This window comes from Stenotrophomonas sp. P5_B8, assembly GCF_054049855.1.
In genome coordinates this window covers 1-17510 of the sequence record NZ_JBFULO010000038.1, presented here as the reverse complement: position 1 = coordinate 17510, position 17510 = coordinate 1, and the positions used below count along the sequence as shown (strand labels likewise).

The 17510-nt window shown below is 67.9% G+C and carries 12 protein-coding genes and 1 riboswitch; of the genes, 6 read left to right on the top strand and 6 right to left on the bottom strand.

What is annotated here, in order from left to right; translation table 11 throughout:
* Positions 1-557: 557 nt before the first annotated feature.
* From ACXJKH_RS03970 to pnuC, 4 genes are all read left to right on the top strand, one after another.
* Positions 558-962: a glycine zipper 2TM domain-containing protein gene (locus ACXJKH_RS03970; protein WP_256775286.1), complete on the top strand. Its 405-nt coding sequence runs from the start codon at positions 558-560 to the stop codon at positions 960-962.
* A gap of 175 nt (positions 963-1137) precedes the next feature.
* Positions 1138-2277 carry a phosphotransferase enzyme family protein gene (locus ACXJKH_RS03965; protein ID WP_457318384.1) on the top strand — a complete coding sequence of 380 codons (1140 nt, stop codon included), beginning with the start codon at positions 1138-1140 and terminating at the stop codon, positions 2275-2277.
* Positions 2278-2316: 39 nt separating this feature from the next.
* A riboswitch (TPP riboswitch) is annotated at positions 2317-2412 on the top strand.
* 65 nt (positions 2413-2477) lie between these two features.
* Complete coding sequence (locus tag ACXJKH_RS03960) at positions 2478-4649, top strand: TonB-dependent siderophore receptor (protein WP_457318383.1); 2172 nt, start codon at positions 2478-2480, stop codon at positions 4647-4649.
* Positions 4646-5227: a nicotinamide riboside transporter PnuC gene (gene pnuC, locus ACXJKH_RS03955; RefSeq protein WP_256775289.1), complete on the top strand. Its 582-nt coding sequence runs from the start codon at positions 4646-4648 to the stop codon at positions 5225-5227. Before ACXJKH_RS03960 ends, pnuC begins: the two co-directional genes overlap by 4 nt.
* Positions 5228-5232: 5 nt before the next feature.
* On the opposite strand, the gene ACXJKH_RS03950 is transcribed toward pnuC, so the two are convergent.
* Entirely contained in the window at positions 5233-6453 is a 1221-nt protein-coding gene (locus ACXJKH_RS03950) for an MFS transporter (protein ID WP_457318382.1), read from the bottom strand.
* The gene (locus ACXJKH_RS03945; RefSeq protein ID WP_457318381.1) at positions 6450-7478 is read right to left on the bottom strand and encodes an alpha/beta hydrolase; all 1029 of its coding nucleotides are present in this window, start codon (positions 7476-7478) and stop codon (positions 6450-6452) included. Before ACXJKH_RS03945 ends, ACXJKH_RS03950 begins: the two co-directional genes overlap by 4 nt.
* Positions 7479-7603: 125 nt before the next feature.
* Here ACXJKH_RS03945 and ACXJKH_RS03940 point away from each other — a divergent pair, with 125 nt between their 5' ends.
* The gene (locus tag ACXJKH_RS03940; protein WP_256775292.1) at positions 7604-8491 is read left to right on the top strand and encodes a LysR family transcriptional regulator; all 888 of its coding nucleotides are present in this window, start codon (positions 7604-7606) and stop codon (positions 8489-8491) included.
* Positions 8492-8528: 37 nt separating this feature from the next.
* Here the strand turns inward: ACXJKH_RS03940 and ACXJKH_RS03935 are convergent, their stop codons facing one another.
* The 3 genes from ACXJKH_RS03935 to ACXJKH_RS03925 are packed head-to-tail and all read right to left on the bottom strand — an operon-like array spanning position 8529 to position 13371.
* Positions 8529-11594 carry an efflux RND transporter permease subunit gene (locus ACXJKH_RS03935; RefSeq protein WP_457318380.1) on the bottom strand — a complete coding sequence of 1022 codons (3066 nt, stop codon included), beginning with the start codon at positions 11592-11594 and terminating at the stop codon, positions 8529-8531.
* Positions 11591-12691, bottom strand: coding sequence for an efflux RND transporter periplasmic adaptor subunit (locus tag ACXJKH_RS03930; RefSeq protein WP_457318379.1), 1101 nt, complete (start codon positions 12689-12691; stop codon positions 11591-11593). The genes ACXJKH_RS03935 and ACXJKH_RS03930 overlap by 4 nt, the downstream gene beginning before the upstream one ends.
* Before the next feature lie 47 nt (positions 12692-12738).
* Positions 12739-13371, bottom strand: a complete 633-nt coding sequence (locus ACXJKH_RS03925; protein ID WP_457318378.1) for a TetR/AcrR family transcriptional regulator C-terminal domain-containing protein — start codon at positions 13369-13371, stop codon at positions 12739-12741.
* Between the two features lie 149 nt (positions 13372-13520).
* Between ACXJKH_RS03925 and ACXJKH_RS03920 the strand changes: the two genes are divergently transcribed.
* The gene (locus ACXJKH_RS03920) at positions 13521-14561 is read left to right on the top strand and encodes a hypothetical protein (protein WP_457318377.1); all 1041 of its coding nucleotides are present in this window, start codon (positions 13521-13523) and stop codon (positions 14559-14561) included.
* A gap of 87 nt (positions 14562-14648) precedes the next feature.
* Here the strand turns inward: ACXJKH_RS03920 and ACXJKH_RS03915 are convergent, their stop codons facing one another.
* Positions 14649-17426, bottom strand: a complete 2778-nt coding sequence (locus tag ACXJKH_RS03915) for an XVIPCD domain-containing protein (protein ID WP_457318376.1) — start codon at positions 17424-17426, stop codon at positions 14649-14651.
* Positions 17427-17510 lie beyond the last annotated feature (84 nt).

Sequence of the window (17510 nt, the reverse complement as noted above, 5' to 3'; positions counted from 1 at the left end):
CTTGGAGGCGAAATAAAGGAGGAGGCCGCTTGCGGCCGGGGGACATTCGCCGGAAAGGGTATGGGGCCCCAGCGCCCGATCCACCGACCAGCGCCAAAAAAGCCTKGCTTCTRCCTGCKYACCGCAAGCCGAGCCCCKTAGCGGCCGGTAGGCYCCTGGGCAAAATMAAGGAGGAGGCCGCCCAGCGGCCGGGGGACATTTGCGCCAGGGGCCTACCGGCCGCTACGGGGCCCCCACGCTCGCGACAACCCCGCACGACGCACGACGCTTGCATCCGTACGCACGTAGCGGTGCGCCACCGCCTAAAGCACGCGGAACAAGACACGCCCCTCCAGTGGAGAGAAGCGCCTTTGTTGTCTGCGCTCCGTTGGCTGTGCGGTCAGCGGCGGCCAAACCCCAACGGCCGCCATCGTTCATGCGCAGGTCATGCATTTTTCAGCACCGCTTCAGACGCCCTGCCGTTATATGAATACGCACTCTGGCCTCACCCAGGCGGCAATGTTCCGACAATGTTGGAACCCCAGCTTGGTAGCCAGCACCCGACAGGAGAACCGAACATGCTCAACATTTCCGCACTCAGCTTTCGTGGCCTGGCCATGGCCCTGGCGCTGACCGCCGGCCTGGCCACCATCAGCGATGCCAGCGCAATGTCCAGGAAGGACAAGCGCACGGTCGTGGGCGCGGTGGTGGGCGGCGTGGCCGGTCACCTTATCTCCAACGGCGACCCGACCGCCACGGTCGGCGGCGCGGTTGCCGGTGGTGCCATCGGCAACCTCACCACCCGCGACAACCGTGACCGCCGCTACGATCGCGGCTACGACAACCGCCGCTATGATGATCGCCGTCATGACCGCCGCTACGGCTACGACCGCGGTTACGACCGCCGCAATGACCGCGCCCGTTGGGAGCGCGAACAGCGCGATCGCCGCGACTGGGATCGTCGCCATGGGCGCGGCTGGTAAAGCGGGCGCGACGGCCGGCTGAAGCGGCCGCTTGATGGACGACAGCGCAGCGGGCGGGTCGATGACCCGCCCGTTCTGCGTTCCAGGCACGCGCTGCGCAACGGCATGGACACCCGACGCACGCGGTACCCTAGCGCTCCCCCCCGCGCCGCAGCGCACGTCCGACCGCGTCCCGATGAACACCGACACCCACCTCGTCCAGGGCCTCGACAACGATACGGTCGTTGCCGACTGGCCGGCGATCACCGACAAGGAAATCGCCTGGTTGCAGGACCGGTATCCGCAGCTTGGCAGCCACGGCCGCCTGCTGTGGCATAGCCCACGCCCGTTGTCGGCGGCGGCCATCGTCGAGAGCRGTGCGGCCGGACCGGTCTTCGTCAAGCGTCACCACGCCAGCGTACGCAGTGCGCAGGTGCTGGGCGAAGAGCATCGCTTCATCGCCCACCTTGCCGCCGCCGGCATACCGGTCGTGCAGGTACTGCGCGCGGTCGATGGCAGCACCGCGGTCGAACACGATGGCTGGACCTACGAGCTGCACGCCCTTGCACCCGGCCACGACCTGTATCGCGACGCCCCCTCCTGGACACCACTGACCGACGCCGCGCAGGCGCGCGAAGCCGGCCGCGTGCTCGCACAGCTGCATCAGGCCTCGGCCGGTTACCAAGGCCCGCAGCGCGACACGCACCTGCTGGTCGCGCGTGACGACCTGATCCGCAGCGCCGACCCGGTGGCGATGATCGCGCGCGATCTCCACGTTCGCCCCGGCCTGGCCGCGTATCTGGCGCGACAGACCTGGCAGGACGACCTGCAGCGCGCGGTGCTGCCCTGGCATGCCGGCTTGGCCGCACGCCTGCAGGATGAGCCGCGGCTGTGGACGCACAACGACTGGCACGTCTCMAACCTGCTGTGGCGCGCGTCGGGCGACGGCATGGAGGTGGCCAGCGTGCTCGACTTCGGGCTGGCCTCGCCCACCAGCGCCCTGTTCGACCTGGCCACGGCCATCGAACGCAATGCGGTTGCCTGGCTGGACGTGGACGCACCGGCCCCCGCCGCACGCGTGCCGATCGCGCTGGCCCTGCTTGAGGGCTATCGGGACGTGCTGCCGCTGTCGGCCGAGCGCGTGCACCTGCTCGCCGATCTGCTGCCGATCGTGCACCTGGACTTTGCCCTGTCCGAAGTGGAGTACTTCGAAGGCGTCACCGGCTCTTCAGCCAACGCCGACGTGGCCTACCACACCTTCCTGCTGGGCCACGCCGACTGGTTCAAGGGCACCGACGGGCAGGCCCTGCTCGCGGCCCTGCACGCCGCCGCCTGAGCGAGGGCGGGCAAAACCGTACCGGTTGTGGTGAAATAGTCGCCGAAGCGGGGGTGCCTGGCGAAGCCAGGCTGAGAGAGTCCCTTGGAACCTGATCCGGTTGATACCGGCGTAGGGAGCTTTGTGCAGTGGGCGCAACGACCGGACGGGTCGCTGCGCGCGCGCCGTCGCTTCGTCTCTTCTGGCTGATGACGAATCGAATGAACCGCTGCTACCGCCCTGCCCTGCTGACCGTTGCCCTGTGCGCCGCCCTGCCGCTGCACGCCAGCGACGCCGCACCCGATGCCGCCGACCGTACCCCGACCGAACTTGCCGCCGTGCGCGTGCAGGCGCGGCAATCGGTGACGCCCGCCATCCAGTCCAACAGCTTCGGCAGCGGCGACTGGAAGAACACGCCGGCGTCGATGAACGTGCTCGATCGCACGCTGCTGGACAGCCGCCAGGTGCGCACGCTGTCCGAGCTGGCCAGCAACGATGCCGCGCTGGGCGACAGCTACGCGCCGGTCGGGTATTACCAGAACATTGCCATCCGCGGCTTTCCGCTGGACACGGCCACCGGCTACCGCTTCAACGGTCTGTCCATCGCCGGCGAGCAGCGCCTGGCGCTGGAGAATGTGCAGCAGGTTGAAATCCTCAAGGGCGAAGCCGGCCTGGCCGCGGGCGTGATGKCGCCCGGCGGCATCATCAACTACGTCGGCAAGCGGCCCACCGAAGTACGCAACGTCACCTTGGGCACCGATTCGGAAGGCTCGCGCTACGCGGCGGTGGATGTCGGCCATTGGCTGACGCCGCGCTTCGGCGTGCGCCTGAACGCGGCGTGGGATGACAGCACGTCGTACATCGACCATGCCGACGGCCGCCGCAACTTCTATGCGCTGGCCACCGACTGGCTGATCAGCGACCGCAGCAGGCTCGAGGTGGATGCCAGCTACCAGACCAGCGCGCAGCGCTCGGCCTCCGGTTACCAGCTACTCGGCGCAACCACGCTGCCCCGCAGCGTGGACCGCACCCGCATGCTCGGCTACCAGCCGTGGCAGCAGCCGGTCGGCATCGACAGCACGAACCTTACTGCCCTGCATACCTTCCAGATCAACGCGCAGTGGCAGACACGCGTGTCGGCCAGCTACAGCCGTTCGGTGATCGATGACAACGTGGCCTTCGCCTACGGCTGCTATTACGCCGCGCAATGTGCCGACGGCAGTGTGCCGGGCAACTACTTCGCCCCCAATGGCGACTACGACATCTACGATTACCGCAGCCCTGACGACACCCGTCGCAACCTCGAGGGGCGCGCCGAGCTGCGCGGCAGCTTCGACACCGGGCGCGTGGGCCACGACCTCACCCTCGGCGTGGATCGTTTCGAACGCACGGTGGACAAGCGCCGCAACGTCAACGAGTACGTCGGCACCGCCAACATCAATGACACGCGCGTGCCGGTGTTCGCACCGTCGCCGCTGCAGCCCGGCCCGTCGGTCCGCCGCCTGGACAGCGCGCAGACCGCCGTGTTCGTGCTCGACCGGATGCAGGTGGGCAATGACTGGCAGTGGCTGGCCGGCGGTCGCTTCGTGCGCCTGGACGAGCGCGCCTTCGACAAGCGCGGCAATCCCGAGCGCCACAGCACGCTGTCGCGTTTCCTGCCGCAGACCGCACTGGTGTGGAAGGCCACCGATGCGGTGAACGTCTACGCCAGCTACGTGCGCGGCATTGCGCTCGGCCAGGAGGCGCCGTTCTGGACCTCCAACGACGGTGCGTACCTGGCGCCGGTGCTGTCGCGCCAGACCGAGGTGGGCGTCAAGTACGCCGCCACCGATGCGCTGACCCTGGGCGCAGCGGTGTTCCGTACCTCGCAGCCGTTCCAGTACGCCAGGCCCGACGGCAGCGATGCCGGCTACACCTTCGTCGCCGAGGGCCAGCAGACCCACACCGGGCTGGAGTTGACGGCCAACGGTCGCGTCGCCGAAGGGCTCGTGCTCACTGCCAGCGTCAGCGCGCTGCAGGCGCGCGCGCGCGATACCGGCACCGCGTTCTACGAAGGCCATCCGTTGGTCAACGTGCCCAAGGTGCGCGCCAGCGTGCATGCCGATTACGCGTTGCCTTTCGCCAATGGGCTGTCGGTCACCGGCGGCTGGCGTTATGCGTCGTCCAACGTGGCTACGGTCGATGGCGATGTGCGCGCACCGGGCTACCACGTGGTCGACCTCGGCCTGCGCTTCAAACATGACCTGCGCGCGCACCCGGTGACCTGGAACCTGTCGGTGGACAACGTGTTCGACCGCTTCTACTGGCGCGATACGGGCAGCAGTGCCGGTGATTACTACCTGTTCGCCGGTGCGCCGCGCCAGGCGCGCCTGTCGGTGACGTTCGGGCTATGAACGCCGCGGCGATCCTGGAGTGGTCGGCGGTCGTTGCCAGCCTGCTCGGCGTGTGGCTGATGGCACGCCGGCGGATGCTGGCATGGCCGGTCGGGCTGGTGGCGGTGGCACTGTATGGCGTGGTCTTCGCCGAGGCGAAACTCTACTCGGATACGCTGCTGCAGGTCGTGTTCGGTGGGTTCCTGCTGTACGGCTGGCTCAGCTGGCGCCGGCACGCACAGGAGGACGGCGCGATCGTGATTGCGCCGCTGGCACGCGCGCAGCTGCTGCGCGATCTGGGCATCGGCGTGGTGTTCGGCATCGCGCTCGGTGCGGTGATGCACACCTGGACCGGTGCCGCGCTGCCCTGGCTGGATGCGATGCTCGCCGCGCTCAGCCTGGTGGCGCAGTGGTGGCAGGCGCGCCGGCACATCGCCACGTGGTGGCTGTGGATTTTCGTGGACGTCGTCTACGTCGGCATGTACCTGGTCAAATCGCTGGACGTGACCGCCGGGCTTTACCTGGTGTTCGTCGGGTTGGCGGTGATGGGGCTGCGGGCATGGACGGCGGCGGGCGACCAGACCCGATCGGCTGCCTGATCGGGTCAGTGCTGCGCGACGCTGCCTCGTGCAGCGACCGCCGCCAGGCACGCGGCAGCCATCGACGCCAGTAGCAGGGCTGCGCTGGCCAGGAAGGTCGGACGGTGGCCGGCCTGGTCGAACAGAAGCCCGCCGACGGTGGCACCGACGGCAATCGCCAGTTGCACGACCGCCACCATCAGCCCGCCGGCCGCCTCGCCGTCCTCGGGGAGCGTGCGCGCCAGCCAGGTCCACCAGGCCACCGGCGCGGCGGTGCCAAGCAGTCCCCACAGGGCAAGCAACGCGGCGGTCGGGGCGAGGCCGCGGCCGGGGCCGGCCAGGACCCCGGCGAGCACGGCCATCAACAGTGGCAGCGCGATCAGCGTCACCTGCAGGCGACGCCGCGCGAACGGCTCGATCATGAAGGTACCGACCAGGCCGGCTGCCCCCATCAGCAGCAGCAGCAACGACAGCGTTCCCACCGGCACGCCGGTCTGGGTTTCCAGGTAGGGCCGCAGGTAGGTGAACAGCGAGAACTGGCCCATGAAGAACAGACTGGCCGCGAGCATGCCCCAGGCCACCGGCGGGCGCTTGAGCAGCACGAACACATTCCACGACGCGCGATGCCCATCGGCACGCATGGAAGGCAGTGCGAGGAACTTCCACACCAGCGCGATCAGCGCCACCGGCACCAGCGCCAGGAACGCCCCGCGCCAGCCAACCATCGCCCCGATCCAGCTGCCCAACGGCGCGGCGATCACCGTTGCCAGCGCATTGCCGCCATTGACGATGGCCAGTGCACGCGGCACCTGGTGGGCCGGCACCAGGCGCATCGCGGTGGCCGCCGACATCGCCCAGAACCCACCGATGGCCACGCCGACCAGCGCGCGGCCCAGCATGAATATCGGGTAGGTGGGCGCCAGGGCAGCCAGCGTGGCCGACAGCATCATCGCCAACGTCAGGCCCAGCAGCAGCCATTTGCGGTCCAGTCGACCGGCCAACGGCGACACCAGCAGGCTGGTGACCAGGGCGAACGCACCGGACACGCCGATGGCCCGACCTGCCTGGCCGTCACTGACATGCAGATCGCTTGCGATGGAGGTGAGCAGGCTGACCGGCATGAACTCCGAGGCCACCAGTGCGAAGGCGGCCAGCGACAACGCGAACACCGCCCCCCACTGCCGCGCGGTCGCCGCCGCGACGACGGGGGCGACCGCTGCCGTGTGACTGGATGCAGGGCCACTCACTGCAGGTTGGTCCGGAAGAACGCCGTCAAACGAGCGAACGGAATCCGTTCGACCCGATCGTACAGATCGACGTGGCCCGCATCGGGAACGATGAGCAACTCCTTGGGCTGGCCGGCAAGTTCGTAGGCCGCTTCACTGAACTCGCGCGAATGCGCCTGGCTGCCGGCGATGAACAGCATCGGCCGCGGCGAGATGGTCTCGATGTCGTTGAACGGGTAGAAGTTCATGAACTTCACGTTGCTGGTCAACGTCGGGTGGGTGGTGAGCTGCGGGGTCGTTCCCGCCGGCGTGAACTCACCGCGAGGGGTGCGATAAAAGTCGAAGAACTCACGCTCGATGGGCGAGGACGTTGCATCAATGTGGTGGACCGAGCCACTGGTGTAGCGGGTCGGGCCGCCGGCGAACTCCACGTCGCGCTGCTCGGCTGCCGCGGCGATCACCGCGCGCCGCTGCTGCAGCGTGACCGCGTGGCCCAAGCCATCGCGGTTGGCCGCGCCCATGTCATACATGCTCACCGTCGCCACGGCGCGGATGCGCGGGTCGATCTTGGCGGCACTGATCACGAAGCTGCCACTGCCACAGATGCCGAGCGCGCCGATCCGGTCCCTGTCGACGAAGGACTGGCTGCGCAGGTAATCCACTGCCGCGCTGAAGTCTTCGGCGTAGATGTCCGGTGAAACCGCATTGCGCGGCTCACCGCCGCTTTCGCCCCAGAACGACAGGTCGATGGCCAGGGTGACAAAGCCCTGCTCGGCCAGCTTGGTGGCATACAGCGTCGAGGACTGCTCCTTTACCGCGCCCATCGGGTGACCGACCACGAGCGCAGCATGCGGCGTGGTGCGGTCCATCCCGCGCGGCAGGAACAGGCTGCCGGTTACGCGCATCCCGTACTGGTTGTTGAACGTGACCTTCTGCACGGCCACGGCCGCGCTGGTATAGAAGTTGTCGGCTCCGTGGGACATGTCGGCTCCAGTGGCAAGCGGCGGGCTGGCCAGCAACGCGGCCAGCAGCAGAATCTTCTTCATCGGGGAACTCCGCGGATCGGCGATCTCGGTGGGGCATTGTCGGGGGCAGGCTTCCTCCCGATAAGACGTCCAATCACGGATGGGTCTATTACCCAGGCTTATCAATCGCCGTGGCACACTGCGGCATGGCCAGACGCACCCTCAACGACCTGCTCGCCTTCATCACTGTCGCGCGCGAAGGCAGCTTCACCCGTGCCGCCGGGGTACTGGGGGTGAGCCAGTCCGCGCTCAGCCAGGCAATCAAGCTGCTCGAAGAGCGCCTGCAGATCCGGCTGCTGACCCGGACCACGCGCAGCGTGTCGGTCACCGTGGCCGGCGAGCGGCTGCTGGCCGCGATTGGTCATCGCTTCGATGAGATCGAATCGGAGCTGGATGCGTTGACCGAACTGCGCGACAAGCCAGCCGGACGCGTGCGCCTGACCAGCGGCGACCATCCGCTGCGCACCCTGCTGCTGCCACGGCTGATGCCGCTGATGCACACCTACCCGGACGTGCGCATCGAGTTCGATGTCAGTTATGCACTGCGCGATATCGTGGCCGACCGCTTCGATGCCGGCATCCGGCTGGGCGAGAACATCGACAAGGACATGATCGCCGTGCCGATCGGTCCGGCCATCCGCATGGCGGCGGTGGCCACCCCGGCGTACTTCGAACAGCACGGTGTGCCCAAGGCGCCTTCGGACCTCACCCGACATCGCTGCATCAACATGCGCCTACCCACGTTGGGCGGGCTGTACGCGTGGGAGTTCGAGCGGCGTGGCCGCGAGATCAAGGTGCGCGTGGACGGCCAGCTGACCTTCAACTCCTCCCCGCACATGGTGCTGGCCGCGCTGGACGGGCTGGGCATCGCGTTCCTGCCGGAGGAGGAATTCGCGCCGCACCTGCAGGACGGTCGGCTGCAGCGCGTGCTTGCCGACTGGTGTCCGCCGTTCCCCGGCTACCATCTCTACTACCCGAGCCGTCGCCAGCACTCCCCTGCATTCGCACTGGTGGTCGAGGCACTGCGCGGGTAAGCGAGCGGCGCGCCACAGGCCGTGCCTGTCGCTCGCCTCACGCCACCGGATGCGCCGGGCGACGATGGAACTTGCGCGACAGCCAGTTGCCCAGGTCATCCACCACGGTGAAGGCCGCCGGAATCACGATCAGGCTGAGCAGCGTGGAGGTGATCAGGCCACCGATCACCGCAATGGCCATCGGTGCACGGAAGCTGGAGTCGCCGGCAAACCCCAACGCGATCGGCATCATGCCCGCGCCCATCGCCAGGGTGGTCATGATGATCGGCTGCGCGCGTTTGCGGCAGGCATCGATCAGCGCATCGTGCTGGCTCATGCCGTGTTCGTCCTCGGCCATCACCGCGTAATCCACCAGCAGGATGGAGTTCTTGGTGGCGATGCCGATCAGCATCAACAGGCCGATGAGCGCCGGCAGCGAGAGCATGTTCTGGGTGATCAGCAACGCGCCGAATGCACCACCGGCACACAGCGGCACCGCGGCGAGGATGGTGATCGGCATCAGCGCGTGGTTGAACAGCAGCAACAGCACCATGTAGATGCAGATCAACCCGGCCGCCATCGCCAGCATGAAACCGATGAACAGTTCGACGAAGACTTCGGCATCGCCGGTGTTGAGGAAGGTCACGCCCGGCGGCAGCTGCTTGACGCTCGGCAGTGCCTGTACTTCGGTCATCACATCGCCCAACGGGCGACCGTTGAGTTCGGCGGTAAGGGTGACGTTGCGCTGGCGCTGGTAGCGCGAGATCTGCGAGGGACCACTGCCCTGCCGGATGTCGGCCACGGCCGCCAGCGGCACCGGGCCGTAGCGGCCGGGCACGCGCAGCTGGCTGATCAGGCCCGGGTTGGCCAGCGTGGCTTCGGCGAAGCCGACCCGGATCGGCACCTGGCGATCGGGCAGGTTGAGCTTGGCCAGGCGCTGCTCGTAATCGCCGGCGGTGGCGATGCGCGCCGCTTCGGCGATGTCGGCCGTGGCCACGCCCAAGTCGGCAGCGCGCGCGGCATTGGGCACGATCTGGATTTCCGGGCGCAGCAGCGACGCCGTCGAGGTGACGCTACCCAGGCCCTGGATGCCGCGCAGATCGCGCTCCAGCGCGGTGGAGGCGTCCTGCAGGCGTTGCGGGTCGTCACCGGAGAGCACCAGCTGCAGCAGGTTGCCCGGCTCGGAACTGACGTAGCTCACGCGCACGCCGGGCAGGTCGGCCAGGCGCTTGCGTGCCTCGCGTTCGAGCACGCGCTGGTCGCGCTCCCGCGTATCGGTGGTGCCCCAGTCGAGCACCAGCGTGGCCTTGCGCGGTTCACCGACACCGGTCGCGCCGGGGTCGCCCAGGTCGAGCACGCTGCCGACGGCGGTGTAGACCTGCTTGAGTTCGGGAATGTCCTTGAGCAGTGCGCGTGCGTGCTCGGCCACGGCCACGGTCTCCTGCAGGCGCGTGCCCGGCGGCAGCTCGAGGTTGAGGTTGCTGCGTCCCAGGTCGGACTGCGGGATGAAGGTGGCCGGGATGAACGGCACCAGCGCCAGCGAGGCCACGAACAGACCGGTGGCCACCCACAGCGTGCGGCCACGATGGTGCAGCGCGGCGTCCACCCAGCCCAGGTACCAGGTCATCAGCCGGGATTCCGGCTTTTCCTCGCCATGCGGCTTGAGCAGGTAGGCGGCCATCATCGGCGTGAGCAGGCGGGCGACCAGCAGCGAGAACAACACTGCGGTGGCCGCGGTCCAGCCGAACTCGCGGAAGAACTTGCCGGCGATGCCGGGCATGAACGCCACCGGCACGAACACCGCCGCCAGCGTCAGCGAGGTGGCGATCACCGCGTTGCCGATCTCGCCGGCCGCTTCGCGCGCGGCCTCCAGCGGTGGCTTGCCCATGCGCAGGTGGCGCACGATGTTCTCGATCTCCACGATCGCATCGTCCACCAGGATGCCGACCACCACCGACAGCGCCAGCAGCGTGATGATGTTGAGGGTGAAGCCGAAGAAGTACATCACCGCGAAGGTCGGGATGATCGACAGCGGCAGCGCCAGCGCGGACACCCAGGTCGCGCGCCAGTCGCGCAGGAACAACCACACCACCAGCAGTGCCAGCAGCGCGCCCTCCCAGAGCATGGTCATCGACGAATCGTAGGAGCGGTGGGTCTCATCGATGGCGGTGGTGACCAGGCGGAAGTCGATACCGGGGTGCTCGGCCTTGATCTTGTCCAGTGCGTCATGCACACCGGCTTCCACCTTGACCTCGCTGGAGCCGCGCGTGCGCGACATCGAGAACGCCACCACGCCCTTGCCGTCCAGCAGCGCGGCCTCGGTCGGATCGGCGGCGGCGTCGGTCACGGTGGCCAGCGTGGACAGCCGTACCGCACGCCCGTCCGGCAGCGCGATGGAGTAGTCGCGCAGCGCCTGCGCGTCACCGACGGTGCCCAGCGTGCGGATGGTCTGCTGCGCGCCCTCGACCTCGGTCTTGCCACCGGCACGCTCGACCTGGATGCGGGCCAGCTGCTGGGACACGTCGCCGGCGGTGATGCCCATGGCGATCAGCGCGTTGGGGTCCAGGTCCACCCGCACCTGGCGCTGCACGCCGCCGACGCGGGTGACCCGCGCAACCCCGGGTACGCCATACATGGCGCGCGAAATGTCGCGGTCGACGAACCAGCTGGCCTCATCGGTGGTCATGTGCGGAGCGACCAGCGCGTAGGTCATCAGCGAACCGCCGATATCGACCTTGGAGATCACCGGCTCCTGGATGTCCTGCGGCAGATCGGTGCGGATGCGGGTGACTGYATCGCGCGTGTCGTCCAGCGCGGTGGCCAGGTCGGCCTCGAGCTGGAACTCGATGGTGGTGGTGCTGACGCCTTCGGTGACCGAGGACATCACGCGCTTGACGTTGTTGACCGTCGCCACCGAGTCCTCGACCTTGCGGGTGACCTCGGCCTCCAGCTGGCTCGGCGATGCCCCCGGCTGGGTGACGGTCACGGTGGTCATCGGGAAGGCGATGTCGGGGAAGCGCGCCACCGGCAGCTGATGGAAACCCCACAGGCCGGCCACGCACAGCACGAAGAAGATCAGCAGCGCAGGGAGCGGGCGTTTGATCGCCCAGGCAGAGATGTTCATCGCGCGGCTGCCTTGGTCGCGGTCACCACGCGCACGCGGTCGCCCTCACCGAGGAAGCCGGCGCCGTCCACCACGACCTGGTCGCCGGCCTTGAGCCCGTCCAGGATCGCGGTGCGGCCCTGCACGGCCTGGCCGGTGCCGACGCGGTGGCGCGTCGCCTGCTGTTTGTCGTTCACGGTGAACACGTAGTTGTGGCCGTCGCGCTGCACGATCGCCGCCGTCGGAATGGTCAGCACCGGGCCGTCGCCGGTGACGATGCGACCGTCCACGAAGATGCCCTGCTTGAGCGGGCCGGGCGCGGGCAGGTCGGCGTAGATGGTGCCGGTACGGGTCTGCCCATCAACACCCGGCGTCACCGCCCGGATGCGACCGCTGACCACCTGGCCTGCGTACTGCAGCTCGACGGTGTTGCCAACGGCCACATCGGCCAGCTGGTTTTCCGGCAGCTCCGCGCGCCACTCCAGGCGACCATCGCGGATCAGGCGCAGCAGTTCCGTGCCGGCGGATACCACCTGACCCGGCTGCACCAGGCGCTTGGAAATCAGGCCGTCGGCCGGTGCGCGCAGGTCGGCGAAATCGCGGCGCAGTTTGGCCGCGTCGCGCGCGGCACGTGCGGTGGAGGTCTGCGCTTCGGCATTGATGCGTGAGGCGCGCAACTCATCCAGGCTGCTGGCGCTGATCAACTGCTGCGCGGCGAGCTTGGCGCTGCGCTCGTAATTCATGCGCGCCAGTTCCTGCGAAGCCTGCGCCTGCCGCAGCGAGGCATCGGCCTGCGCCAGCTCGCTGTCCAGGGTGCGGTGGTCCACCTGCAGCAGCACCTGCCCCTGCTTGACCCACTGGCCCACGTCCACCGGCAATGCGGTCACGCGCTGGCCGCTGATCTCCACGCCCAGCTGCATTTCTTCGTAGGCGGTGACCGGCCCGGAGACCAGCACCGTGCGCGCCATGGTCTGCTGCTGCGCCGGTGCCAGCGATACCGGCAGTGCCGAACTGGCGGCCGTTGCATCGGCGGTGGCCTTGTCGTCCTTGCCGCCGCACGCGGTAAGCAGCGCGGCAACCAGGATCAGGGAGAAACGTCGGAAGTGGGTTGCACGCATCGAGAGGCTTTCCGGGTCGGAACAGCGGGGAAATTGAGAGGACGGAATCAGGCGTCGTGGGACAGGCGCAGTGCGATGCCATCCAGCATCAGGCCCAGCCCCTGTTCGAAGCGCGTGTCGAAATCGACCTCGCTCCACACATCACGGGCAAGCCAGCAATGCGGAAAACGTTGCTCGGCCAGCGCCATGAACGCCTCGCCCAGCGCCTCCATGCTGCCGTCGCCAGGCCACGACTGTTCTTCGATGACAAAGCCCATCGTGTAATACACCAGGTCCATCGAGGTGGTCGCGGCAAAGCGCGCCGGCGCACCGGCGCCGACCAGGGCGGCGATGCTGGCCTCGCCCACCCGCAGCACGTTCTCGGTGGCCAGGAAAGTGCCGGCGTAGACACGCGCACCATCGCGCCGCGCCTTGAACGCCCGCCGGAACTCGCGCGCGATCTGCAGCAGGCTGTCCCGCCACGGCTGACCGGCCGGCATCTCACGGGCGACGTCGCCGATCATGGCGTCGGCCATGGCATCGATCAGCGCCTGCTTGCTCTTGAAGTGCCAGTACAGCGAAGGCGCGCGGATGCCCAGCGAACAGGCCACCTTGCGCAGGGTAATGCCCTCCAGGCCGGCCTCGTCGAGGATCCGGAAGGCCGCCTCGACGATGTTTTCGCGCGCGATCGGTTGACGCACTGTCGGACCTGCCTAACGGTGTTAGGGGGCGAATCTAACAGCGTTAGGGATAGGGGCGCAAGATCCATCCGCGCTCAAGATCCCTTTCCCACGGCCGCTACTCCCTGCCAGACGGCGCATGAGGCGCCTGGACCGACACGGAGATCCCCATGACCCCTCGCCTCGCGCTGCTCGCGCTTTGGTTGGCGCCCGCACTCCCGGCCCTGGCCGAGGATGCCCCCACCCCTGCGGTGACCACGCCCAACCTCCAGCAACCGCCGCGCATCCGCCTGTTCGGCAGCAATCTGGTGAACCTGTCGCTGTATACCGCCGCCATCGGCACCTCGGACAAGGGCGAGCTGGTCAGGGTGGAAGGCAAGTCGGCCCACAGCATCACCCCGGTGGGCGCGCTGTTCTCCATGGCCCGCAAGAACGAGAACGTGGCCATCGGCATGCCCGCCTCGTTCGCCACGCGCACCTTGAACGAGAACACCGGCTTCGGTGCCAAGCCGTTCTACCGCGAGGTGGCGCTGGTACCGGGCCAACGGATCTCGGTCACGGCCAACTTCCAGGGCTACAACCGCCGCTGCGTTCCCGTCGCGGCGAGCGCCGGGCAATCGCGCGATGCGCTGCGCTTCGCGCCGGGCCCGTCGCTGTCCTTCACCGCCGAGCCGGGCACCGACTACGAAGTCTCCTTCGGCACCGACGGCCAGGGCTGCGGCATCACCGCGCGGCAACTGCTGGCAGACGGCGGTTCCACCCCGCTGCGCAGCGAACGCCAGCGGCAGCGCTCGCCGCAGACCGGCAAGGTCGAGGGCGCGCACCTCTACACGTTCCTGTTTCGGCCCGGCAGCGTGTATTACCGGGTGACCGGCGAGTCGGCCAATCTGGAACTCCAGGCCGACGACGACGCGAACGCCGACGCGTTCGAAACCGCCATGCGTGAGATTGCCGCACGCCCGGGCACGCAGCTGTGCATCGTCGCCCCCGGCTTCGACTACAAGAGCCCGCTGATCGACCGGCTCAACCGCGTCGTGGACGAACAGAGCAAGGACTTCCCGGCGATCGTGGAACCGATCGACAGCATGCGCACCGTGCAGCAGACCGAGGACCACGTGCCGACCACGTTCATGGCCGCGGTGGAGTACTGCCAGGTGGCCGCGCTGGTGGCATTCCCGGGCAAGGTGCCGGAAGCGTCCGCCGGCCGCTGAGGACGCCTGGACTGGGGCATGGCTGGCAGCGCGGATTGCGCATGGAAATGGGTCTTACACCGTGGTGGGTTTGGTCGAACATCGGCGTCACGCCATTCTCGGCCCTTGCCGCGTCTGCTCCTCCTGCTGCTGGTCCTGGGTCTGCGCTTGCGCCACTTCCTGCACACGATCCTGTTGCTGCGACGCCCGGCTCTGGTTGGCCGCCGCATACTGCTGCTCGGGCGCGGCCGCCAACGCCTCCTGCGTCGGCATATGCGCCCGGTTTGCCGCCGGGTCCGGCGACGCACCTGGCCCGGAACGCATCACGAACAGGGTGCTGCCGGCGGTGCGTGTTTCGGTCGCTTCACTCAACGCCATGTCGACCCTGTCGCCGGGCTCGAACCCGGCTTCGGCCGCAATCCGGTAAGCGCTCGCCAGCAGGCGATCACTGCTGCTGTCCCACGGCTTGTTGTGCCTTTCATCCAGCCTGACCACAGAGGAGCGCAACTGCTCCACCAAGCCGGCGTCTTCCGGGCGCGGGGCCATGCCGTGGCGGCGATCAACGTCAACCTTGTCCTGCGTGGCAGGCGCAGTGCCGTGCGGCACAGGTGCGCTCGGTGCGGGCGCAGGCGTACCGGGGACAGTGGGCATCACGTTGGCCGGTGGCTGCGCCTGCTGAGCAGCTGCGCGGCGGGCCTGTGCCTGTGCAATCTCTTCCTGGGTGGTTACGGATTTGATCTCCATCGGCTCGTCATCCTTGCCGGCCAGGGCAACCAACGAACCATCCTTCTCCACCTGCAGGTAGTACGGCATGCGCTCGAGCATGTCGCGTGCGTGGTCCTGGGTCACCGCGTCCACGGCGGCGTCAATCTCTTCGGGCGTGCGGGCAATGCCGGCGGCCCGGTAGCCCGACATCACCTGGCCGCGCAGGCCCAACTCGGTGGGGGTGGGATTGTCGCGGGCAATCTGGGCCATGGTGAAGAGGTCTTGCACGCCCGCCTCCTGGCTCTGGCGAGTGCGGTTCAGCTCTTCCTGCAGGTTTCCTTCAGCGGTGTTGGTGCCGTAGAGCGTGCCGGGGGTTGTCCACTGGCCATCGCCGCCCAGCGTGTAGGGGTGGCCGTCCGAGGCCATCAACGGCAGCGGCTGGGTCTGGGCGTTGGTGATCACCTCCGGTATGGGTTCAATGTTGGCGAAGTCGCGCCAGCCGTATTGCTCATACGCTACCTGGTAGCGGGCGGTGAGTGCTTCGGGCGTGTTGGCGGCGTTCTGGGCAGTGATGCGCAGTGAGTCCACCTCCAGCTGCACCGACTGTTCCGGGCTTACCGCCACCGTGCGGTCGACCGGAATGCGCCCATCAATCACCTCATGGATGGAGAGATGCCATTCGCCATTCTGCGGGTTGCGCACGTAGTGCCGGCTGGTTTCAAACGGCTCCGGCGGCGGGGTACGTCCCCCACTGGCATCGATGCGGAATGGATCTCTTGGCGCGGGCAGGTTGGCCAGGCCCAGCGAATAGGCATCGTTGGCCGATTTGTAGTTCAGCTCGTCCACCAGCCGCCCGCCGGCGACCATCCGCGATTCGCGGAAGCCACCTTCGGGCGTGGGCGCAATCACCGTGCGGGCCCAAGGGCTATCGGGCTTTTCCGGGTCACGGCTCCATTCGTTGCCACTGCGGTCCACCTGGGTGTAGACGGTCTTCTTGTCTTCCTGCTGCGCCCAGTGCTCCCCTGCGAACCCACCGACCACGCCGCCCACCAGGCCGGTTACCAGGGCACCTGGGCCGGTCTCCGAGCCGGCAATCAACCCGTACACAAAGCCCGCGCCGACGCCACCGGCAATGCCGCCGGTGGTACGTCCCACGAAGTGGGTGGTAGCCGAGTCCGCGCCCGCCTGGTTGCCCTGCGAGCGCAACTCGGCCACGCGGTGGCCGGTCACCGCAAAGTCCACCGCCAACGCAGCCACCCCGGCAGCGGTGAGCATGCCGGCACCACCGAGGCGTCCGCGCGCGGCCACGGCTGCCGCCTCGCTGGCTGCGCCTTCGGTTGCACCGGCCCTGCCTGCATTGCCGGCCAGATCCGATGCGCTGGTGCTGGGTCTTCCCACATGACCGGCCACGTCCGACGCGCTGGCACCAGGGCCGGGGTTGAGCGCAGGTCGCGTGACGGTCAGCGGTTTTTCAAGATTGAAGGCGTTGCGAACGTTCGCCGCGGTGTGCTCTGCGAGCGGCAGACGGCCTGCCTGGTTGGCTTCTTCAATCGCGTTGCCAAGCGATGCACGACCGCCCCAGCGTGGGCTGAGCGCGGAAGCATTGGGCTTTTCAATCGCCTCCAGCGCCAGAGTGACGTTGGCTTCGGACTGGGTGACAGCGCGCCAGCGCAGTTCGTCCGGCCGCATGGCCTTGAATTCGTTGATCTGTTCGGTGTGCGCGCGCTGGTATCCATCAACATCACCGAAGAACCTTCGGACCTTGGCGTTGGCCACATCCGTCGACATGCCCTCTGGCGCGTTGGTGACCAGGTCACCGTTCACCAGGCCGGCCCGCAGGGTATGGTCGAGGTTCGCTACGCGAGCACCCATGCGCTCGGCGGCCGCGGCCTGTTGTTGGGGTGTTCCCAGTTCACCCAGCGTGGCCTTGCCGTCGGGGGTGTTTTCCAGGTCCCTGAGCAAGGTGGCCAGTTCGTCCGAGTAGCCGGCCAGCGGACCGCCCCCATGAGGCGAAATACCCATCTTTGCAGCCAATGCGCGGTCGACTGGCAAATTGAGGATATTGCCTTCACCGTGCAGGTCGAAGAGGCCGCGTTTGGCCAGCTCCTGAAGCAGCCGGCTCTCCTTGAACGCGGCCTGCTCGACGATGTGGTGTCCACGGAAAACCGGTGTATCCGGCATCGGTCAACTCCCGCTCAGAAGTCCATTTCAGGGATGGATGTCTTACAGCGCTGAAGCGTCCCGCAGTCGTACACCGTCCAACGT